The following is a 19,292-nucleotide window of genomic DNA, read 5'->3' as shown; positions in this document are numbered from 1 at the left end:
GTTAGTATGTCATAAACTCGGTTTAAATATTACAGGTAAAATTCTTAATTATATTTTTCTCACTTATAAAAGCCTTAAGTGCTATTGGGTTAGAAATAAATCTAAACCTATACTTAGTGAAATTTGAGTCATAAATAGTAATGTTTCCATAGTTTAAAAGCCTGCCAAAAAAGCTTTGAGTTAGTTTTACATTTTTAATTTTACCAAAATCTAACATTAAAAATTTAGCGTGTAGAAAACCAGACCTTCCTAGAATTCTTTCATTAGTTATGGCAAGCTCAGTTGATGTTTTAATAATATAAGGGTATAAGATATAGCAAAGGGCTATAAAATACATTATCCCTGCTGTTCTTGGATTTGCTGTGCCTACTAAAATGAAAAATAAAGCCATAATCCCTGGAATAACAAAAAGCCAATTGCTAACTTTTGCGTTATATTCTAAAATTTCGTGTTTTTCTAAATGCTGTTCTACATATTTATCCATTACATTCCCCTTTTTACAGTTACTACCTTTCTGAATAAAGGCGCGTAAATCTATGTTAAGGGTAGAGAAAGAAGTTATTATTGTCAAATGATGTGACACCATTACATTGTAGGGACCGTCAAATTAAGCTTGTCAGAAGAGCATTTTGGGATCAAAATAAACATCGAGAATACAAATTAGCGAATAAAACCAGGGCTATTTAGCTAGTCACAACTAGTTGCATAAATAAGAGATATAAGTAAAATTATAAATAATTTTAAATATAATCTGAGTAAAGCAATATGACTGACTATGAATTTGATATCTATTGGTATAATACTCTGTCAAACCTTTTAAACGTGTTAATCACATATGAGCCAGCAGACCCGAGTGGACTAAAAAAGCTTTTTAAGAAGTCTGAGGTGTTAGAAAAGGAGAAAATTTATAAGCACGAATATAAAAAAGAAATCGAAGGAGAAATAACAGGTCTGTTATATTCTATAGCGCCAAACATGGGAAGTTCTAACAGATTTAGTGAATCTACCAAGCCTACGCTTGCTATTACTAAAATAACTGCTTTAAAGGATTTATTAAGTAAAATCCGTATGGAAGAGAAAGATCACAAAGGAACATTTCATTATAGTGGTGAATTAGAAAAAATACATCACAGAATAAAAACTGAGCTTAGGCGATTGTATTATCTATACGGTTATCAATTGGGTTTGCGAAATCTTAGCCACGTTAATACTAAAAGTCTTATCTCAGAGACATTTCCCTCTCAGTTTCAGTTTAATAATAAAAAAATACCACGAAATGTGTTACTTATAATTTTTGAATACTTAGGTAGCTCAACTTATAAATCTTTTAGAGAAACATGTAAACAGTGTTACGATAAGTTACCTTCTTTACCTTATTTACCATTTTCACTACCAATAAATTATAAAAACCCGATTTGTTTTAAAATGAAGCCTGATGAGTACGTCACGTCAGTATTAATGTTACCAGATGAAAGGTTTATATTTGGATCAAGTAAGGGAGATATAACAGTGATAGCAGATATAAATAACTTCGAAAACAGAATCATTCTTAGAGGTCATTTTAGGCAAGTGACAATTTTGAAATTATTACCGCTAGAAGATGGATCTCCTATCAAGATAGTAAGTGCCTCAGATGATGGAGATATATGTATATGGGATTTAAGTAACCATAGCACCAATGTTAGACTTAGAGATAATAGAGATCAAAGTGCGATTACAGCGTTAAAAATATTATCAAAAGGAAAGGCATTAAGTGGATTACCAGGTGCACCCATAAGAATAATAAGTGGGTCACAAAATGGAACTATAAATGTATGGGATTTAACTAACCATAATATTCCTATTGGCAGGAAGAGAAGTAGGATAAGCGATGAGGTTACAGCGCTATTAGTATCACCAGACGGTAGAATAGTAAGCGGATCTGTAAGTGGAAATATATGGATATGGGAAGATTTTAACTGTGCTCGTGAGGACACTGATCGTGTAGTGGGTGGCGTAAATCGGTTTCGTGATATTATTACAGAGTTAAAATTATTGTCAGATGGAAGGCTATTGAGTGCATCATTACCCACCAAGGATTTACGACGTCGAAGTGAGGATGGCTTCCCAATGGAGAGAATCACGGCTGGCTCTATAAAGGTATGGCCATTAAATATATGGGATGTAAATAATGTTGGAAATGTTCCCCCCTATATACTATATAATACGAATGCTACTATATTATTAATATGTCCTGATGGAAGAATAGTGGTAGGGGATGGAGATGGATTTGTAGACATTATGAGATCAGGACCGGGAAATAGCTTTGAGAAAATTTTCAGTTTCAAAGCAGCAAGCAAAAGCTATGAGGATAGTCCTGTTACAGACATAAAGTTATTATCAGATGGAAGACTGATAACTGGAACATTAAATGATGCAGGAATTAAAGAGGCATTTAATAATTCTCCTGTAGCAAGAAAGATAAAAGTTTGGAAATTAGACTTTTCAGATTTTACCCTACTACAAGGACGATCCCCTTGTTGGCGTTCTAAGTTCGAAATATCAGAAACTGGAAGGATAATAGATTGTTCATTTCGTGACAAAGTAGTCATATGGTAAACCAAAAAATTACTTAGCATAAACTTCAATTTTTATAGTAATAAGATGACTAACTTACGTAAATGTGGTATCTTGTTGAAAAAAGTTTTGATGCGATTTTATAATGAAAGTTACAGCTGATAGTTTTGTGAAAATGCACTTTAAGTTTAGGCTTAAAGATGGTTCAATAGCTGAAGATACAGAAAATTATAATCGTGCTTTTATATTCAAGATGGGACAAGGATGTTTTACTGAAAAAGTCGAAAAAGAGCTTTTAGGAGCACAAGTAGGTACAAGTAAAAGGATAGTTTTAATGCCAGAAGAAGCATTTGGTGAGAAACATCCAGCAAGTATTTATTCGGTCCCAAAGACTAGGTTCCCTAAAAGTATAGAGTTAGAGGAGGGGCTTATAGTTTCCTTTAGCCAGAAAGATGGTACAAAACTGCCAGGATTGATTACCGAGATTAGTGAGGATGACGTGACAGTAGATTTTAATCACCCCTTATCTGGTCAGATAATAGTATTTGAAGCAAAAATACTCGGTGTTGCAGAAAATGAGGAAGATCTAAATGAAGATACTGTTAGCTAATCCTCGAGGTTTTTGTGCTGGTGTAAGTAGGGCGGTAGAAACTGTAGAGAAAGTTTTAGAAGTAGAGAATTCACCAGTATATGTGCGACATGAGGTAGTGCATAATAAAGTTGTAGTAGATTCCCTTAAGAAAAAAGGCGTTATTTTTGTCAAAGAGATAGACGAGGTTCCTAATAATGCGGTGTGTATATTCAGCGCTCATGGTGTCTCACTTAAGGTTGAGCAAGCAGCAGCTACAAAAAATTTGGTATTGTATGATGCAACTTGCCCACTTGTTACAAAGGTTCATAGAGGAGTTAGGCTAGCTAGCAATAATGATGCTGAATGTATACTGGTTGGTCATAAGGGGCATCCAGAGGTTCAAGGGACTATGGGACAGTACCGTAGCTTGAAAGGGGCGATATATTTGGTTGAGAATGATGGCGATGTTGCTAAACTAGAGGTTAAAGATCCAAACAACCTTTATTATGCTACACAAACAACTTTATCTGTAGATGAGACAAAAAATATTATAGAGGCGTTAAACAGGAAATTTCCTAATATTCAAGGTCCTAAAAAAGAGGATATTTGCTATGCTACTCAAAATAGGCAAGCAGCGATTAAAGCTATGCTAGGGCACGTAGATGTACTGGTTGTGGTTGGTTCACATAATAGCTCAAATTCAAATAGGTTGCGAGAACTTGCTAAACTAGAGGGTGTAGATTCTTATTTGGTTGATAATCCTTTAGATATAGACAGAGCGTGGTTTAATAGTAAAAAAACGTGCGGCGTAAGTGCTGGAGCATCTGCGCCAGAGTACTTAGTACAAGAGATAATTGCTAAAATATCAGAGATTTGTGACGGAGAGGTTGATATCGAAGACTTTGAAGGTATAAAAGAGGAGGTATATTTTCCATTACCTAAATTGCTAAAACAAAAGCTAACTAAGGTATAAGTAATGCAAAGATCTATCAGAGGAGCCACGACTATCACTAAAGACACTCGAGAGAATGTTATAACTGCAACTAAAGAGTTACTTGAAAAAATGCTAGAATATAATTCTGTAAGACATGAAAATATAGTGAATATAATTTTCACAACAACAGCTGATATAAGTTCAGAGTTTCCTGCTGTAGCTGCAAGAGAGTTAGGCTTAGTAGATGTACCATTGTTAGATTGTCAACAAATGAAAGTTAAAGATGCTTTAAGTCTTTGTATAAGAATAATGTTGACTTATAATACTACCAGAAAACAAAAAGAAATTAGGCATATATACTTACATGGTGCTAAATTCTTGAGACCAGATTTGACGAAGAAATAAGAGGTTATACTTATGTGGTTATTAGAAAATGTTGATATGAAAAAATCAAAGTACATACTGCCTAGTTTATTTACTAGTGCGAGTTTATTGTTTGCATTTTTAGCAATTATAGCAGCTTTCCAAGGTAAATTTATATCAAGTGCTGGCTATATGCTTTTGTCAGGATTTGCAGATGCTTTTGATGGTAGAGTTGCACGTTATACACAAACTCAAACAGCATTCGGAGCAGCATTAGATAGTCTGGCTGATGTCGTTTCTTTTGGAGCTACTCCTGCTTTAGTGATATATTTTTGGAGTTTGCATAGTATTGGTCATTTAGGCGCGGCAATTTCATTTTTATATTTGTTAGCTGTGGCTCTTAGGCTAGCTAAATTTGATACCCAGCAAGAACCAAAAGAGCTTACAGAAGAGCATTTGGTAGAGAAAAGATTATATTTTTATGGTATGCCATGCCCTGCTGGTGCTGTTACCATTTCTGGACTTATATGGATGGGGCAAGAAACGTTTGTAGGCGAATATACCTTTATTACAGTGGCATTGACAGCTTTTACGGCATTATATCTAGCTTTTATGATGATAAGTGATATTAAATTCAGAAGCTTTAAAGACAGTGACGGTAAAGGTAACGTTAGTAAACTGTATGTGATTTGCTTTATACTTATAATTTTAATGTTGTTTACTATGCCTGAAAAACTTCTCTATTTAATAATGATAGGATATGCACTATCAGGACCTATTTCTCATTATAAATATAAGAAAAAAACTGGAAATGATTATTTTAATGAACCCTCTAGTGTGGATGGTAAAAAATAATTGACTCCGAGCCTTAGTATCTTATTGTAAGATCCGAATCATCTGAAGGATTTCCTTGTTCACTTTCTATTTCAGCAGCTACGCCACCCGGTTGTTGCAAAGGACCTGCTTCATTTGAATACATATCCCTTTGAGTTGGAGGTGGTGAAACATATCCCAAAGAGTCGCCTTGTGAGTTTGAACATGAGATTAAAATAAAAGTGAATAAACAAAATATAATAGATTTTTTAGATTTTTTTATAGCTAACATTTTTCGGTACAGAAACTTTATTGTATTAGTTAAAATAATAGCAGAATTATCCATTAATAATAACTATAATTTAATAACTACATTAAAGTATTTATAATTTGTATCAGTTTACGTATAATATTTCAAGCACGTGTAAAAAGTATAAACATAAATAAAGTTTTTTAGGGTAAATTTATGCAAGATAATTCGTTATCGTTGATTCAATTAATATGGCATGCAAATTTTATTGTACAATTAATAATGTTGGCTTTGGTTGCTATGTCTGTTTATTCATGGGCTATAATTTTAGAAGTTAACAATCGTGTGAAAAAATACAAACATGAACAAATTAGGTTTGATAAACTTTTCTGGGCGGGTCATCATATACAAAAACTATATGAATATTACTTGCAACACAAAGAAAATATTTTTGGAAAATCTATAATTTTTTGTTCAGCTTTGAGAGAGTATAATAACCTTAAAGACACTAAGATTCTAAAAGGAGAAACAATCCTGGAAGGTATGGAAAGAACGGTAAGTATAGCTATATCTCAGGAGGCTAAAGAGCTAGAAAAAAAACTTCCTGCTTTAGGGACTATAGGTGCTGTTGCTCCATATATAGGGTTGGTTGGAACAGTCTGGGGGATTATGTCGTCTTTTAATACTTTAGGTGGTGTTGAGCAGGCTACTATATCAGTAGTCGCTCCTCATATTGCTGAAGCTTTAATAGCTACGGCACTAGGTTTATTTGTTGCGATTCCCGCTGTTATTGGCCACAGTAGGCTTTCAAATCAAGTTGATGACATTTTATCTACTTATGAATCATTTCAAGATGATTTGTGTATTTTACTATTAAAAGAAGCACATAATAGTGATTTGGTTAGAGATCAACAGCACAATCAAGAAAGCTACTAAAGGCTTTTGTTTATGAGAAGAAAAGATAAAAAGTTTTTTAGAAAAAAAAGACCAATGATAGAAATCAATGTAGTTCCATATATTGATGTTATGTTAGTACTATTAGTTATTTTTATGATTACTACGCCTATCCTAACTCAAGGAGTTAAAGTAGATTTGCCTAAGGCTAAGTCAGAAAAAATCCCTTCTACAGATAGTAAACCAATAGTTGTAACTGTAAATAATCAAGGAGCATATTTTGTTAATCAGGGAGTTAGTAATCCTAAGGCACCATTAAAATCTAGAGAGCTTGCTAATGTAGTAATCAGTTTGTCTAAACAAAATCCAGGAAAGCCAGTGTATGTAAGAGGAGATAGTAATGCAAACTATGGTCAGGTAGTAAAAGCTATGGCGCTTATTCAAGAGGCTGGAGTTGATAAAGTGGGGTTGGTCACAGAAGATGGCAAATCTTAATTATAACGGGTTTTTGGGATATTTCAGAAAGCAGATAGATAAAAACCCTTTTATAGTTAAAGCTATACTTATACATGTAGGTATAGTGGCTGTACTATATGTATTGTCTTATATAAGCTTACTTAAGTTTGACTCTACTGTTAGATTGCAAGCAGAGGTTGCTAAAGTTTCTAAGCAAATGCAAGTTATACAGGCTACTTCCATAACAAGTAATGAACTTGAGAACCAGGTTAACACATATGAGCAGCATCAGCAGAAGTTACGTCAAATCGAAGAAGGTGTAAAAAAAGCCAAAGAGCAAGCGATTATAAAAGCTAAAGAAGAAGCTAAACGTAAAGCAGAAGCTGAGAAGCTTAGAGTAGAGCAAGAGGAAAAAGCCAAAATCGAAGCTCAAAAAAAGGTAAAAGAAGAAGCTAAACGTAAAGCAGAGGCTGAACGACATAAGTTAGAGCAAGAGAAAAAAGCAAAACTTGAAGCCGAAGCAAAAAAAGCAGCTGAGTTAAAGGCCCGTAAAGAAAGATTAGCCAAAGCAGAAGCTGCTGCAAAAAAACAGATAGAACAAAACCAAGCACAATCAGCAATAGTTAGCTATATTTCTGAATATAAAGATAGAATCGGTGCAAATTGGATTAAAGATCCATGTAGAGGTATTGATAGTTTACCAGATGCTATTATTAGAAATGGTCAATTTATTAAACTAACTGGAACATCAGGTGATTATAGATGTGACACATCAATGATTGATGCTATTAAGAACACTACGCCACCAATAATTTCTAATAATGTGGCAAGAAAAACGATACTAGCAGAAAATGTAAGGTTTGAATTTGAATTTTAATGAAACAAAAGTTATGAGGTAGTAGTTATGAAGAAAATTATTACGAGTTTTTTTATTTTAGTATTTATACAATTTAATTTATATGCGGAATTGGTTGCTAAAGTTACAACAGGAGTAATCCAGAAACCTCTAATGGCGGTGATTAGTAATAATGTAATAGATCAGTTTCCTCAAGATGTAAACTCAGTTGTGTTATCAGATCTTAATCATAATGGCAAACTAAAAGGTAGTGCCAGTATTAAGTATGAAATAAAAGATAAACATGAAATTCCTTGGAAAAATGTTGATGTTGATTACGTTGTATTTACTAAATATACAAAAAATTCTTATAATAACTATACTGTAGAAGTACAAATCCTTAAGAAAAATAATACTAGTTATATCCAGTCTGTAACCTATAGTAATATAAATGTTTCTTTAATGAGAACTTTGGCTCATAAGATTTCAAACTATGTGTATCAAAAAATTACTAAAGAACAAGGATTCTTTTTGACTAAGCTGGCGTACGTTAAAGTAACAAATCCTTACGCTAGATACGGTAGGGTTTATGAGCTTATCATTTCTGATTATGATGGCTATAATAAACATACAATATTAAAACAAACAGATAATCCAATAGCAACACCATCATGGTCAAATGATGGTAGGTTTATAATATACTCTAGTTACAGTGGAGGTAGCATGGGGGTTTATAAACTTGAGATTAGAACTGGTGAGGTCACAAGAATAACTAATTATAAAGGAATAAATAGTTCTCCTGCATATTCACCAGATGATAGTAAAATTGTTTTAGCGTTATCAAAAGGTTATTCAGACCAAACAAATATATATGTCATGAATTTAGCAACAAAAGCTTTAAAACAGTTGACTATAAATGGAATAAATACGGCTCCTAAATTCTCTCCAAACGGAAAGAGCATAATATTTACATCAGATAGAGATACAAGACCAAATCTGTACATCGCACCAGTTGATTCTAAATATCCACAATCCTCTGTATTAAGTAATAAGATATATCAAGCTTATGAACCTAACTATACTCCAGATGGTAAAAACATAGTATTTATGTATCAAAAATCTAGAGCAACAGGTACCCAGATAGCTAGCTTTAATTTAGCCAGCGGTGACATTATTACCCTTACTAATGGCAAAGCAGACGCTTCACCAACAGTTTCACCATTCGGTGATATGATAGCTTATATTGCTACTAATTCAAAAGGAAATAATTCTTTGGATATGGTATCATTAGATGGAGAAAATCAGTTTAATGTAGAAGGTATTGGAGATGTGCAAATTCTTATTCAGTCTCCAAGCTGGTCACCCAAAAACTTTTAAGGTTAAAATATGCGAGTAATTTTATTATTTATGTTTGCTCTGCTTAGTGGTTGTGCTTGGTACCAAGGACCAGAACCTATGGCAAATACAGACGCAGGTGGTGATGCATTAAGCAATTTTTATAGTGGTCCAACATTGCCTAGTGGTACAGCAGATGATGGTGGTAACTATGACGTTACAAGTTTTGATAACAATTAATTTATATAATCATAGGAGTAAATTATGGTAAAAAATAAGCTTTTAGGGTTGGTTGCAATGAGTTCTGTTTTAGTTTTAGCAAGTTGTTCTAGCACTAGGCCAGATAATAGTGACCTTATAAACGGTAAGTATGCTGGTGTTGATAGTTCACAAGCTTTGGAAATGTCTTCTCAGATATTTGGCTCTGAAAATATGAGCTCAGACCAAGTAGAAAAAATGAAGAAAGAATTGATGGAGATTAACTGTAGATCAGTATACTTTGGCTTTGATAGTTATGATATAACAGACGAAGCGAAAGTATGTTTAGACAAAACAGCAGATTATTTAGTTGCTCATCCGGACCAGCCAATTAAATTATCTGGTAACACTGATCCTAGAGGAAGTGACAAATATAACTTCAATCTTGGTCAAAAGCGTGCTGATGCAGTATATAAGTACTTGTTATCAAGAAATGTAAACCAAAACCAGCTATGTGTAGTAAGTTATGGTAAATTAAAACCAGCTGCTGAGCCAACTCAATTTTATGATGAGTTCTGTACGGGTGGGTTAAATGATGCTTGTATGTATAAAGCATCTGAAAAAGCTTACTATTTAGATAGAAGAACAGATCTTGATTTTGGTGTTAAATGTGATGAGTCAGACTCTTCTCAGCCGATAACACAAATGTAATTTAAACTTCAACTATTTTTTTCTATCAAATTGATCTAAAATAACCCTCATAATTTTTTTATTTGCATAAATGTTATGATTAAAATTCCAAAAATTGGTTTTGTAAGTCTTGGGTGTCCTAAAAATTTGGTGGATTCAGAACGAATAATTACTAAATTAAAAGCAGAAGGCTACGATCTTGTCGATAGTTACGAAATGGCCGATATGGTTATAGTTAATACGTGTGGTTTTCTAAATTCAGCTATAGATGAGTCTCTAGAAGTAATTGGTGAAGCAATTGCTGAGAATGGAAAAGTTCTCGTGACAGGTTGTTTAGGTAATAAGGCTGAACTTATCAGAGAAAAACATCCAAGTGTTTTAAGTATCACAGGTCCACAAGATTATGAAAACCTAATCGAAGCTGTGCATACTCATGCTCCTATTTTTGCTAATGATTTTGTGTCTTTGGTACCGCCACAAGGTATAAAATTAACTCCTAGGCATTACTCTTACCTTAAAATATCAGAAGGGTGTAACAACACTTGTACTTTTTGTATTATCCCAGATATTCGTGGTAAGTTAAAAAGCCGTTCTATTGATAATATAATGAAAGAAGCTGAGAAGCTTAAAAACGCAGGCGTTAAAGAGCTACTTGTGATATCTCAAGATACTTCTGCATTTGGCGTTGATATCAAATATAAATCTGGTATTTGGAGAGATAAAGAATATCAAAGTAATATTTTAGATTTAGCAACTGCTCTTGGTGAGTTAGACATGTGGACAAGGCTTCATTATGTTTATCCGTATCCTCATGTAGATAAAATTGTACCACTTATGGCTCAAGGAAAAATTCTACCTTATCTTGATGTGCCTTTACAGCATTCATCACCTGAAGTTTTAAAGAGAATGAAGCGTCCTGCTCATACGCAAAAGACTTTAGATAGAATAAACAAATGGCGTGATATTTGCCCAGATATAACTATTCGTAGTACATTTATAGTTGGGTTTCCTGGCGAAACAGAAAAAGATTTTGAACATCTGCTAGACTTTATAGAAAAGGCACAACTTGATAGGGTGGGATGTTTTAAATATTCCGAAGTTGAGGGAGCTAAGGCAAATAGTTTTGACAATCTTATTTCCGAAAAAGTTAAACAGCAACGTTTAGATCAGTTTATGAGATTACAAGCTCAGATCAGTGCTGATAAGCTGCAAAAGTTTGTTGGTACAGAACAGCAAGTAATAATAGATTCTATCAATAAAGACGAAAATTATGCTATTGGCCGTACTAAGTATGATGCTCCAGAAGTTGATGGTCAAGTAATTATAGGTGATGCTGTAGAAAGAGGTTTGAAAGTAGGAGAGTTTACTACTGTTGAAATCACAGAGTCTACAGAATATGACCTTATAGCTGATTAGCTCTATTATAAATCTTCTTAATGTTTCTACTTTAACGCGGCTTACACCTTGGAATTATAAGCAGTTATTTACCTACGCCTTTCTAAGTAAAAGTGTATTAAGGCAAACTTTTTTCTCCATTTTCTCCAGTGTGTTCTGTAAAAAAGCTATTAGAAGTTTTAGATAGTTTACAACCGTACAGGAAAAAGCTTTGCTGGTGAGGGCAAGGAGAGGTTAGCTTAATATTATTATTTTGCTTTCGTAAGTTTCTCATTAATTTTATTAAGTATAATAGTCGCATTAGCCTTACTATCATCTTTAATATAAATGGCAGATTGATTTTCATTATCCTTGGCAGACTGAACTACAATATTAATAGAGTCTCCGCTAGGAGAAACAGCTTTGATTTCAGATTTTTTCTGATCAACTGTTTGCTCTATAGAGGTATAGTTATTTTCTTTTAATACCTCTTGAACAGCTGAGAAGACATTATTTCTATCTTTTGCATATGCGTTATAAGCATCTGGGTTTTCCATCCACTTATATGCTAAAGCTCCAACTGCAACACTGGCTAAAACTAAACCTGTGACAGCAACAGCTTCAGCTGTGCATGATGTAATTGCTACAGAAGCTGCTAATAGCGTAGCTATTGTAATTAATTTTTTCTTCATCATAATTTTTCCTCGCTATATATTGTTTATATAAATTAAAAGCTTAACAAATTGATTATAGCAAGCTGTTGCTATATTCCAAACTATTTTTATTTATTTTTGTTGACAATTATGTCTAATTTAGAATATATTATTTAAATAATTGTTTTAAGCCTAAAGAAATGCGTGTTGAATTAAGGCCCTACATTGGTGTTGCGCAAGCGATAAGTAAGCTTCTTTATCCTTTTGCTGAAGTCGTCATTCATAACCTAAATAAAAATAGAATAGAAGCAATATTTAATCCTATATCTAGAAGAGAAGTTGGAGATTTATCATATTTAGATCATGTTGATTTTAGAGCTTATGACGAATCATCATTAGTAATTGGTCCTTACGAGAAGCTAAATTATGATGGTCGCAAGATGAAATGTATTATCACTGTTATTCGAGATGATAAAAGTATCGTAGTAGGGGCTTTATGTATAAATTTAGACGTTTCTGTTTTTGACAAATACCAAGCTTTAATAAATATGTTTTTGTCAGATAGTGATAATCAAATAGCAAAAGATGAACAAACCCTATTTAAGGACACTTTGTATGAAAAGATCAATAGTTTTGTACAAAAATACTGCATAGATAAAAACTTGTTATTAGGTAATTTAAGTCGCGCACAGAAAAAAGATTTAATTTTAGAGCTTAAAAGTCAAGGTGCATTAGATTGTAAAAATGCTAGTTATTATATTGCTAGAGCATTAGGTATTAGTCGAGCAACAGTTTACAACTATCTTAAATTAAAATTCTAAAGGTGGAAAAATGTTAATTATATTAGGAGCTATAGTGGGTTTTGTAGCTAGTTTTATATCTACTCTGCTTGGTGGTGGAGCTGGATTGATAGCAACACCAGCTTTTTATTATATTATTGTTCATACGTATGGTCCAAGTTATGCAATGCAAATAGCATTAGCTACGTGTTGTGGTATGTCTATATGTTTAAGCTTGATAGCTACTTATAAGCATCAACGTAAAGGTAATATACGGTTTGGAGAACTAAGATATTATTTAATAGCTTTGGCTATAGGTGCTGTGATAGGAGGGTTAATCGTTAAGCATATAGATACAATTTTATTAAAGCATATTTTCTCTGTGATACTTGTATTAAGTGGCATTTGGATGGTTTTACATAACGATAGTAAAATCGTGAAACTACCATCAAAAATTGCATATCCAATCTGTGGAGTCTGTGGTGTATTAAGTATACTTGCTACTTCGACAACATTTGTGACTATGTTTTTTATAAAGATAGGTGTGGATATAAAAAAAGCCATTTCAATCGCAAGCGTGTGTGTAGTTATTAGCTCAAGCATTGCTACTGTTATGTTGGTGTATGGTATTAATGTCGATGTGCCCAATACATTTGGTTATTTAAATATACCTTTGCTTTTATCAGCTATTCCATTTTCTGTAGCTGGTAGTTTATTAGCAGTTAAATATTTAGGGGTAATATCTCCCCGGTTATTAAAGATGCTATTTATTGCATTAATGTTTATATCTGCGGTAGTTATGTTTTTATAAAGGTTTGAAAATATAAATTTTTATTGTATACTTTGTATCTCTTTGGAGAGGTGTCCGAGTGGTTGAAGGAGCACGCCTGGAAAGCGTGTATAGCCTAACAGCTATCGAGAGTTCGAATCTCTTCCTCTCCGCCACCACTATTCATTTTGGTTCTAAAGGTTTTTGTATTTTAGGGTTAATAGGCCAGCTATAGCTAGTATGATCCATCCAAGCATAAGAGTAGAGCCACCAATCGGAGCTAACCTGACTAGTTGTGGTATGTCCAAAATTACAGCAAAGTAAATACTAAAACTAAAAAGCAAAGTTCCTAGAGTAAATAGTAAACCACTTATTTTCAGGCTAAGGCTTTGAGCCAGTTTATCACTACCTAATAGTGCTAAACCAATGCCACTAACAACTATAGCGTAAAGTTGGTTATAGCGTATAGCTGTCATTATAAAATGAAAATGCTCTGGAGTAATGCTTGCTTTTAAACCATGCTCAGCATAAGCCCCAAAGGCTATTGATATGAACCCTAGTACAGCTCCAAATATTAAAATCATGTGTTTCTTAGCTCCTAAATTAGTATTGAGTGATTGTAGCTATAAATATTATAAAGCCAATCCAATGGTTATCTGAAAAAGCTTTGATACAGTTGGATATACCTAGTTTTTTGTATACAAAATAATTTCTAATAAAGAAAAATCCACAAGCAATGATCCCTATATAGAATATACTGTTAAAATCACAGTAAACTCCTAATACTATCAAAAAAGCTAAAGCTAAAAAGTTAAATGTGAAGATATATCTAAAAACATTTTTGCCAAAAGCTACAGCTGATGAATTGATACCTATTTCTAAGTCATACTCTCTATCTGCTAAAGCATAGACAGTATCATAAGCAACAGTCCAAAATATCGTGGCGAGATAAAATATCCAAGCCTCAAGAGGTAGTTTATCTTGTACTGCTGAAAATGCCATTAATATACCAAAATTAAACGCTAATCCTAGTACTATCTGAGGTATAGCAAAAAATCTTTTACAGAATGGGTATAAAATAGCTAAAAATAAAGCTACAAAAGATAACAAGATCGTAAAAATATTTAAAAATAATACACAAATAAAAGCAAAGATCGTAAGAGATATACATAAGTAAATAGCATTTTTGACTGGTAAAATTCCGCTAGTTAACGGTCTAGTACTAGTACGAGCAACATGCTTATCAAAATCAATATCAGCTATATCGTTGATTATACAGCCAACAGTCCGCATAATTAATGCACCAAAAGAAAAAATTATAAATAGTTTTAGACTTGGTAAACCATTATTAGCTAAAACTAAAGCAGTAAGTGTTGGCCATAAAATTAGTAATATAGGGATGGGTCTATGTAGCCGCATTAGCATTGCATAATCTTTTAATTTATTTTGATTTAGCATTTTGTAAACTCCGGTAAGCATAAAAAATATTCAGTTATTAGGACTTTTAAATTATTTGAAGGTGTGTAACTAAAAATAGAGCTACGAGAGTACACATTTTGATCTGAAGTTAAGCTGGTTTCATTTTTGAATACTTGCTTTGGCAACTCTCTGATAATAAATTGGCTTCTTTCAAAATCTTTTTTATACAGTAGAGCGTCACCAATTGGTTTGTTACCTAAATTATCTAATTCTTGAGCAAAGAAATTGTACGTTGATTTAGGAATGACAGTTCTTGCAAAAACTATAGTCTTGTTATCATTAGATAGTGTTATTTGTCTTACTAAAGCACTATCTACTTTTAAAAGGTCTTTTTCAAAACTACTTGTGTCCAAAGTTTGTTGAGATATTTTATTTAGATGTATTTTTCCATAAAATTGGGTCAAACCGGCCACTAAATTACCGACATTATTAAGCCAGTAGAGTTTAGAGCTATCCAAACTGTTAACATCTACATGAAAATCCATATATCTAAAACTTTAGAGGTTTTTATTTTATTTTTGGTTTGTATAATTATACACTTATAAATGTGTGAAATTAACCAAAAGGATTTAAAATGCGTCCAAGTGGCAGAAACTGTGACCAATTGAGAACTATTAAAGTTACTCATAATTTTACAAAACATGCTGAAGGCTCAGTATTAATAGAATTTGGGGGTACGAAGGTACTTTGTACAGCATCAGTAATAGAAGGAGTACCAGGATTTAAAAAAGACTCAAAAGAAGGGTGGCTAACTGCTGAATATGGTATGTTGCCACGTTCTACTCATACAAGGATGGATCGAGAAGCAGTCAGAGGAAAACAATCAGGCAGAACCCAAGAGATTCAGCGTTTGATAGGTAGAGCTTTGCGAGCAAGTGTGGATTTAACTACTATTGGTGAGTATACAATTAAGGTTGACTGTGATGTGATTCAGGCTGATGGAGGTACGCGTACGGCAGCTATAACAGGAGCATCATTAGCTATAAAAGACGCTATTAATCATATGAAACAAAAAAAATTGATAGCTGAAGATGTTAATCCTTTGGTTTCTCAAATAGCAGCTATTTCGGTAGGCATCTATAATAATGAGCCAGTACTAGATCTTGATTATGATGAAGATTCAAATGCCGAAACAGATATGAATGTAGTTATGAACTCAAATGGTGGTATCATTGAAATACAAGGTACCGCTGAAGGTAAGCACTTCTCCGAAGAGGAATTTGCTAAAATGCTTGGGTTGGCTAAAAAAGGCATCCAAGAAATTTTTGATACAGTATTTTAGTTGAGGGAAAGCTATAGATTATTTATATGAGAGTTAATTTTAGTAAGTAGCTCAAAATCTTTAGTTTTCAATTCAAACAAAAAATCTTGTAACGGCTCACTTTTTGCGAAAAGAAGTCTTTGCTCAATCTGTTTTATTTGTTCATCTAACTTCAGTCTTTCTTGGTAGAGGTTAGATAATTCTTTATTAGCATTCAATAAGAAGACTGAGATATTATTCTCTTTTTTATTTTGAAGTTTATTCTTTAGATTATTGTTAATACTAGATGTTCTGCTGGTAGTAAGTGTCTTTCTATCTAATGACAATTTTTTACGTGGCTGTTGTTCTGACATTTATCTCTCTTTTAGGCTTAATAATAGTCTCTGAAATGTTTACAAGAATTAGAGTAATGATAACCCTAACTTTAATCGATTATAGTATATTTATTTGATAATTGCTAGCTTATGGTTTTATTTACACCAATCGATGCTAATCTTTTCTCAATAGAAGGATGAGTGGAAAATAAATCTGACATATCACCACCATTGATCCCAGCACTTAGTGGATCAAAGATGTAGGAGGCACGGCGTAGATTTTCATTTTTAGTATGCTTATAGCTATATTGAGTTTCTGGGCTTTTATTATCATTAGCTATTTTAACCAAGGCATTAGCCATTGGCATGTTGGTTCTCATAAGCTCTACCGCGCCAGCATCTGCCATATACTCTCTTGTACGACTTAAAAATAACATCATAAATATGGTGAATATTTGCAAGGCATATCTTAGTATCATTATTATAATGAAAAATGCAGCAGCATTGTTGTTACGATTATTGCTATTACTGTTGTTATTGCTTCCTGAAAATAGTACCGAATAGAATAGGAAATCCATAATTATTAGCATCATATTTGCTAAAACCATAGTAAATAGGTTCAGCTTTATATCTTGATTGCGGATATGGGTTAGCTCATGTGCCATCACAGCTTGTAGCTCATCACGGTTTAGTGCATTGGCAAGCTTTGTTGTGATAGCAACCATAGCTGATTTTTCAGAGTATCCAGAAGCAAAAGCATTCATATAGTCAGCATTTATAAGAAATACTTTTGGCATGTACCTCATACCAGCAGCAACTTTCATTTCTTCGACAACATTATAAACACGACGTGCTAAGGGGTTTTGGTCGTTAGCTGTGATTTCTTGATATTGTGTCCCAGAAAGCATAATTTTGTCATATATACTAAAGGTTATAAATATCCAAATAACTGCTATACCAGAGATAATAATAGTGGCATACGGGATTAGTTGGAAGGTTGCTAGAGCCCAAAACACTTTTGATATGGGTAGCTTAACGCCATAAGTTTTATAGTAGATATTTGCAATTTCACTATATCTGTATATTGTATCTGCAAATATACCAAGTAGGAAAAACACCATTAAAAAAGTAGCTATAACTAGATATGTTTTTCTAGTATTTTTGCGTACAACCTCACGCCAGTTTACTGAGCCATAATGTAGATTATCTGTAGATGACATTTATAGTTCCACTCTACTATCTTCTAATTGTTGTTTTTTCTCTTCAGAAATATTCCAGTAAATAAAGTTCTCATTTAGCTTTTTAAATAGACTTACAACTATACCAGCAAAGAAAGATTTTTTATGGGCGTTGTATTTTTCTATAGAATCATTCAAAGCCTGTTTTGCAAAAGCTAGCTTATTCTCGGTAGATGTTATTTCCTCTTGAAGCTGGATTACATTTTGGTTTGATTTTAATTCAGGGTAGTTCTCAAACTGAACATTTATACCTTTTGCAAGTTCGGATATTTGGTTTTCAGCTGCTATTCTTATTTTAGTATCACCTTGTTGTTTCGCTGAGTTAGCTTTACTTCGTAAAGCTACTATATCTTTTAGAGTAGTTTGCTCATAATCCATATATTTTTTAACTACATTAACTAAAGAGTCAAAAACTTTAGCTCTACGGTCAAGTTGTACATCTATTTGTTTTTCAGAATTTTTAACTGTTTCTATTTCAGCTATTAGCTTGTTGTAGGTCATAACAATATATACAGCAACTATTGCTATGATTATAAGTAGTATTACTCCTAATGACATTTAGCGGTCTCCTAATTATTAATTGTCTGATAGATATAATGATGTTTTTTAATTAAAATTCAAGCTTTATATATTTTCTTTCTCAAGAAATTGACAAAATGTTCCCACAAGTTTTGTATGGTATTTTGTTTTATGTAGAAGTTTATAAAAATTTCTCTTCAAATTTAAATCCTTAACATCTAAAATTTGATACTGCGCAGTATTCCAAGCTTGTTCTACAATAGTTTGAGATAAATAGGTTAGACATTGGCTATTAGAGATATATAGTTTTATAGCTTCTGTGTTGTTAAAAGAAATTTCTTTTTTCAATTGCGGCAAATAATCTTTGGTCGCTCTAGAGAATACCTCAAAAGTTCCAGAACCTTGCTCTCTTGTGACCCAATTATATTTAAGTAGATCTGCTATCTTTAGGTCTTTTTTATTTACTAAAGGATGATTTTTATTGGATATGATTACTAAATTATCTTCTTTCCAGACGGTTGAGTTTATATGATTACTACTACATTCTCCCTCAATAAAACCAACATCGCAGGTTAGCGTTTCAACTGTGTGTATTATTTCTTTAGTGTTATCACAAATTAATTCTATATCTATATTAGGATAGAGGTTTCTAAATTGTGCGATATATTTCGGTAGTATATAGTTTGCTATTGTCGTACTAGCTCCGATGGTGATCTTGCCTGTTAAAGGCTTACCTTCGCAAGTAAAGGATTCTAATTCTGAAACTCTATCAATGATCTGTACAGCTTGGGTTAGGAGAGCTTGCCCATTAGAGTTTAATTTCATGCGCTTACCTAATCTATCAAATAGGGTTATGCCAAGCATGTTCTCAAGCTGTGATAACGACATACTAGCAGCTGCTTGTGAGATAAAGCATTTTTCAGCACCAATACTTATTGATTCGGTTTTTGCAGTATTGACAAAAACTCGCAGTTGTTTTAATGTAATTCGCATATCTGCTCTATAAAAGTT

25 protein-coding genes and 1 tRNA gene are annotated in these 19,292 nt (G+C 33.0%); 16 read left to right on the top strand and 10 right to left on the bottom strand.

The genetic code is table 11. The annotated features are described in order from the left end of the window. Nucleotides 1–22: 22 nt before the first annotated feature. Nucleotides 23–484, bottom strand: coding sequence for a PH domain-containing protein (locus SD28_RS00240; protein ID WP_039122939.1), 462 nt, complete (start codon nucleotides 482–484; stop codon nucleotides 23–25). A 281-nt stretch (nucleotides 485–765) separates the two neighbouring features. Here SD28_RS00240 and SD28_RS00235 point away from each other — a divergent pair, with 281 nt between their 5' ends. The 5 genes from SD28_RS00235 to SD28_RS00215 all read left to right on the top strand — a co-directional run bounded on the left by SD28_RS00235 (nucleotide 766) and on the right by SD28_RS00215 (nucleotide 5,279). Next, nucleotides 766–2,598 (top strand): WD40 repeat domain-containing protein, encoded by a 1,833-nt coding sequence (locus SD28_RS00235; protein WP_039122936.1) that lies wholly within the window; start codon nucleotides 766–768, stop codon nucleotides 2,596–2,598. A gap of 103 nt (nucleotides 2,599–2,701) precedes the next feature. Further along, complete coding sequence (gene fkpB, locus SD28_RS00230; protein ID WP_039122934.1) at nucleotides 2,702–3,166, top strand: FKBP-type peptidyl-prolyl cis-trans isomerase; 465 nt, start codon at nucleotides 2,702–2,704, stop codon at nucleotides 3,164–3,166. Beyond that, the gene (gene ispH / locus SD28_RS00225; RefSeq protein ID WP_039122932.1) at nucleotides 3,147–4,100 is read left to right on the top strand and encodes a 4-hydroxy-3-methylbut-2-enyl diphosphate reductase; all 954 of its coding nucleotides are present in this window, start codon (nucleotides 3,147–3,149) and stop codon (nucleotides 4,098–4,100) included. The genes fkpB and ispH overlap by 20 nt, the downstream gene beginning before the upstream one ends. A gap of 3 nt (nucleotides 4,101–4,103) precedes the next feature. Further along, on the top strand, nucleotides 4,104–4,466 hold the full coding sequence (gene aroH, locus SD28_RS00220; protein ID WP_039122931.1) for a chorismate mutase: 363 nt from the start codon (nucleotides 4,104–4,106) through the stop codon (nucleotides 4,464–4,466). A gap of 12 nt (nucleotides 4,467–4,478) precedes the next feature. Continuing rightward, complete coding sequence (locus SD28_RS00215) at nucleotides 4,479–5,279, top strand: CDP-alcohol phosphatidyltransferase family protein (RefSeq protein WP_039122929.1); 801 nt, start codon at nucleotides 4,479–4,481, stop codon at nucleotides 5,277–5,279. Between the two features lie 13 nt (nucleotides 5,280–5,292). Here the strand turns inward: SD28_RS00215 and SD28_RS00210 are convergent, their stop codons facing one another. Continuing rightward, a complete protein-coding gene (locus tag SD28_RS00210; RefSeq protein WP_234393971.1) occupies nucleotides 5,293–5,583 on the bottom strand; it encodes a hypothetical protein in 291 nt (96 codons plus the stop codon). A 120-nt stretch (nucleotides 5,584–5,703) separates the two neighbouring features. On the opposite strand from SD28_RS00210, the gene tolQ reads away from it, so the two are divergent. From tolQ to rimO, 7 genes are all read left to right on the top strand, one after another. After that, the gene (gene tolQ, locus SD28_RS00205; protein WP_039122927.1) at nucleotides 5,704–6,423 is read left to right on the top strand and encodes a protein TolQ; all 720 of its coding nucleotides are present in this window, start codon (nucleotides 5,704–5,706) and stop codon (nucleotides 6,421–6,423) included. Between the two features lie 12 nt (nucleotides 6,424–6,435). After that, nucleotides 6,436–6,876, top strand: a complete 441-nt coding sequence (gene tolR / locus SD28_RS00200; RefSeq protein ID WP_039122925.1) for a protein TolR — start codon at nucleotides 6,436–6,438, stop codon at nucleotides 6,874–6,876. After that, a complete protein-coding gene (tolA, locus tag SD28_RS00195; RefSeq protein ID WP_039122924.1) occupies nucleotides 6,863–7,714 on the top strand; it encodes a cell envelope integrity protein TolA in 852 nt (283 codons plus the stop codon). Before tolR ends, tolA begins: the two co-directional genes overlap by 14 nt. 27 nt (nucleotides 7,715–7,741) lie before the next feature. After that, complete coding sequence (locus SD28_RS00190) at nucleotides 7,742–9,049, top strand: PD40 domain-containing protein (RefSeq protein WP_039122923.1); 1,308 nt, start codon at nucleotides 7,742–7,744, stop codon at nucleotides 9,047–9,049. A 9-nt stretch (nucleotides 9,050–9,058) separates the two neighbouring features. Then, nucleotides 9,059–9,247 carry a hypothetical protein gene (locus tag SD28_RS00185; RefSeq protein WP_039122922.1) on the top strand — a complete coding sequence of 63 codons (189 nt, stop codon included), beginning with the start codon at nucleotides 9,059–9,061 and terminating at the stop codon, nucleotides 9,245–9,247. A 24-nt stretch (nucleotides 9,248–9,271) separates the two neighbouring features. Continuing rightward, the gene (locus tag SD28_RS00180; RefSeq protein ID WP_039122920.1) at nucleotides 9,272–9,916 is read left to right on the top strand and encodes an OmpA family protein; all 645 of its coding nucleotides are present in this window, start codon (nucleotides 9,272–9,274) and stop codon (nucleotides 9,914–9,916) included. A gap of 75 nt (nucleotides 9,917–9,991) precedes the next feature. Continuing rightward, complete coding sequence (gene rimO / locus SD28_RS00175) at nucleotides 9,992–11,311, top strand: 30S ribosomal protein S12 methylthiotransferase RimO (protein ID WP_039122918.1); 1,320 nt, start codon at nucleotides 9,992–9,994, stop codon at nucleotides 11,309–11,311. 227 nt (nucleotides 11,312–11,538) lie between these two features. Here the strand turns inward: rimO and SD28_RS00170 are convergent, their stop codons facing one another. Continuing rightward, the gene (locus tag SD28_RS00170) at nucleotides 11,539–11,964 is read right to left on the bottom strand and encodes a DUF3568 family protein (RefSeq protein WP_084593797.1); all 426 of its coding nucleotides are present in this window, start codon (nucleotides 11,962–11,964) and stop codon (nucleotides 11,539–11,541) included. 158 nt (nucleotides 11,965–12,122) lie between these two features. On the opposite strand from SD28_RS00170, the gene SD28_RS00165 reads away from it, so the two are divergent. From SD28_RS00165 to SD28_RS00155, 3 genes are all read left to right on the top strand, one after another. Next, nucleotides 12,123–12,743 (top strand): helix-turn-helix transcriptional regulator, encoded by a 621-nt coding sequence (locus SD28_RS00165; RefSeq protein ID WP_039122915.1) that lies wholly within the window; start codon nucleotides 12,123–12,125, stop codon nucleotides 12,741–12,743. Nucleotides 12,744–12,753: 10 nt separating this feature from the next. Continuing rightward, nucleotides 12,754–13,512 (top strand): sulfite exporter TauE/SafE family protein, encoded by a 759-nt coding sequence (locus SD28_RS00160; protein ID WP_039122913.1) that lies wholly within the window; start codon nucleotides 12,754–12,756, stop codon nucleotides 13,510–13,512. 44 nt (nucleotides 13,513–13,556) lie between these two features. Further along, nucleotides 13,557–13,646: transfer RNA gene (locus SD28_RS00155), tRNA-Ser, on the top strand. 18 nt (nucleotides 13,647–13,664) lie between these two features. Here the strand turns inward: SD28_RS00155 and SD28_RS00150 are convergent. From SD28_RS00150 to SD28_RS00140, 3 genes are read right to left on the bottom strand one after another with little or no spacing between them, the layout of a single operon-like run. Next, the gene (locus SD28_RS00150) at nucleotides 13,665–14,054 is read right to left on the bottom strand and encodes a DUF423 domain-containing protein (protein WP_039122911.1); all 390 of its coding nucleotides are present in this window, start codon (nucleotides 14,052–14,054) and stop codon (nucleotides 13,665–13,667) included. A gap of 19 nt (nucleotides 14,055–14,073) precedes the next feature. Beyond that, a complete protein-coding gene (gene ubiA / locus SD28_RS00145; RefSeq protein WP_039122909.1) occupies nucleotides 14,074–14,928 on the bottom strand; it encodes a 4-hydroxybenzoate octaprenyltransferase in 855 nt (284 codons plus the stop codon). Then, complete coding sequence (locus SD28_RS00140) at nucleotides 14,922–15,434, bottom strand: chorismate--pyruvate lyase family protein (protein WP_039122907.1); 513 nt, start codon at nucleotides 15,432–15,434, stop codon at nucleotides 14,922–14,924. Before SD28_RS00140 ends, ubiA begins: the two co-directional genes overlap by 7 nt. 89 nt (nucleotides 15,435–15,523) lie before the next feature. Between SD28_RS00140 and rph the strand changes: the two genes are divergently transcribed. Then, nucleotides 15,524–16,231 (top strand): ribonuclease PH, encoded by a 708-nt coding sequence (rph, locus tag SD28_RS00135; RefSeq protein WP_039122905.1) that lies wholly within the window; start codon nucleotides 15,524–15,526, stop codon nucleotides 16,229–16,231. Between the two features lie 11 nt (nucleotides 16,232–16,242). On the opposite strand, the gene SD28_RS00130 is transcribed toward rph, so the two are convergent. The 4 genes from SD28_RS00130 to SD28_RS00115 form a co-directional block, all read right to left on the bottom strand. After that, on the bottom strand, nucleotides 16,243–16,563 hold the full coding sequence (locus tag SD28_RS00130) for a hypothetical protein (protein ID WP_039122903.1): 321 nt from the start codon (nucleotides 16,561–16,563) through the stop codon (nucleotides 16,243–16,245). 104 nt (nucleotides 16,564–16,667) lie between these two features. Then, nucleotides 16,668–17,744: a zinc metalloprotease HtpX gene (htpX, locus tag SD28_RS00125; protein ID WP_039122901.1), complete on the bottom strand. Its 1,077-nt coding sequence runs from the start codon at nucleotides 17,742–17,744 to the stop codon at nucleotides 16,668–16,670. Further along, nucleotides 17,745–18,320, bottom strand: coding sequence for a LemA family protein (locus SD28_RS00120; RefSeq protein WP_039122900.1), 576 nt, complete (start codon nucleotides 18,318–18,320; stop codon nucleotides 17,745–17,747). A gap of 66 nt (nucleotides 18,321–18,386) precedes the next feature. Next, a complete protein-coding gene (locus SD28_RS00115; RefSeq protein WP_039122898.1) occupies nucleotides 18,387–19,274 on the bottom strand; it encodes a LysR substrate-binding domain-containing protein in 888 nt (295 codons plus the stop codon). Between the last annotated feature and the right edge of the window lie 18 nt (nucleotides 19,275–19,292).

The organism is Allofrancisella guangzhouensis (assembly GCF_000815225.1).
GTDB classification, from domain to species: Bacteria; Pseudomonadota; Gammaproteobacteria; order Francisellales; family Francisellaceae; genus Francisella; species Francisella guangzhouensis.
Note: the sequence above shows the minus strand (reverse complement) of the source record. Positions and strands in the feature narration are given on the sequence as shown.

Excerpts from the sequence above, each read along its gene's own strand:
- SD28_RS00240 (WP_039122939.1), bottom strand. The coding sequence starts at position 484 with ATGGATAAATATGTAGAACAGCATTTAGAAAAACACGAAATTTTAGAA.
- SD28_RS00235 (WP_039122936.1), top strand. The coding sequence starts at position 766 with ATGACTGACTATGAATTTGATATCTATTGGTATAATACTCTGTCAAAC.
- fkpB (WP_039122934.1), top strand. The coding sequence starts at position 2,702 with ATGAAAGTTACAGCTGATAGTTTTGTGAAAATGCACTTTAAGTTTAGG.
- ispH (WP_039122932.1), top strand. The coding sequence starts at position 3,147 with ATGAAGATACTGTTAGCTAATCCTCGAGGTTTTTGTGCTGGTGTAAGT.
- aroH (WP_039122931.1), top strand. The coding sequence starts at position 4,104 with ATGCAAAGATCTATCAGAGGAGCCACGACTATCACTAAAGACACTCGA.
- SD28_RS00215 (WP_039122929.1), top strand. The coding sequence starts at position 4,479 with ATGTGGTTATTAGAAAATGTTGATATGAAAAAATCAAAGTACATACTG.
- SD28_RS00210 (WP_234393971.1), bottom strand. The coding sequence starts at position 5,583 with ATGGATAATTCTGCTATTATTTTAACTAATACAATAAAGTTTCTGTAC.
- tolQ (WP_039122927.1), top strand. The coding sequence starts at position 5,704 with ATGCAAGATAATTCGTTATCGTTGATTCAATTAATATGGCATGCAAAT.
- tolR (WP_039122925.1), top strand. The coding sequence starts at position 6,436 with ATGAGAAGAAAAGATAAAAAGTTTTTTAGAAAAAAAAGACCAATGATA.
- tolA (WP_039122924.1), top strand. The coding sequence starts at position 6,863 with ATGGCAAATCTTAATTATAACGGGTTTTTGGGATATTTCAGAAAGCAG.
- SD28_RS00190 (WP_039122923.1), top strand. The coding sequence starts at position 7,742 with ATGAAGAAAATTATTACGAGTTTTTTTATTTTAGTATTTATACAATTT.
- SD28_RS00185 (WP_039122922.1), top strand. The coding sequence starts at position 9,059 with ATGCGAGTAATTTTATTATTTATGTTTGCTCTGCTTAGTGGTTGTGCT.
- SD28_RS00180 (WP_039122920.1), top strand. The coding sequence starts at position 9,272 with ATGGTAAAAAATAAGCTTTTAGGGTTGGTTGCAATGAGTTCTGTTTTA.
- rimO (WP_039122918.1), top strand. The coding sequence starts at position 9,992 with ATGATTAAAATTCCAAAAATTGGTTTTGTAAGTCTTGGGTGTCCTAAA.
- SD28_RS00170 (WP_084593797.1), bottom strand. The coding sequence starts at position 11,964 with ATGATGAAGAAAAAATTAATTACAATAGCTACGCTATTAGCAGCTTCT.
- SD28_RS00165 (WP_039122915.1), top strand. The coding sequence starts at position 12,123 with ATGCGTGTTGAATTAAGGCCCTACATTGGTGTTGCGCAAGCGATAAGT.
- SD28_RS00160 (WP_039122913.1), top strand. The coding sequence starts at position 12,754 with ATGTTAATTATATTAGGAGCTATAGTGGGTTTTGTAGCTAGTTTTATA.
- SD28_RS00150 (WP_039122911.1), bottom strand. The coding sequence starts at position 14,054 with ATGATTTTAATATTTGGAGCTGTACTAGGGTTCATATCAATAGCCTTT.
- ubiA (WP_039122909.1), bottom strand. The coding sequence starts at position 14,928 with ATGCTAAATCAAAATAAATTAAAAGATTATGCAATGCTAATGCGGCTA.
- SD28_RS00140 (WP_039122907.1), bottom strand. The coding sequence starts at position 15,434 with ATGGATTTTCATGTAGATGTTAACAGTTTGGATAGCTCTAAACTCTAC.
- rph (WP_039122905.1), top strand. The coding sequence starts at position 15,524 with ATGCGTCCAAGTGGCAGAAACTGTGACCAATTGAGAACTATTAAAGTT.
- SD28_RS00130 (WP_039122903.1), bottom strand. The coding sequence starts at position 16,563 with ATGTCAGAACAACAGCCACGTAAAAAATTGTCATTAGATAGAAAGACA.
- htpX (WP_039122901.1), bottom strand. The coding sequence starts at position 17,744 with ATGTCATCTACAGATAATCTACATTATGGCTCAGTAAACTGGCGTGAG.
- SD28_RS00120 (WP_039122900.1), bottom strand. The coding sequence starts at position 18,320 with ATGTCATTAGGAGTAATACTACTTATAATCATAGCAATAGTTGCTGTA.
- SD28_RS00115 (WP_039122898.1), bottom strand. The coding sequence starts at position 19,274 with ATGCGAATTACATTAAAACAACTGCGAGTTTTTGTCAATACTGCAAAA.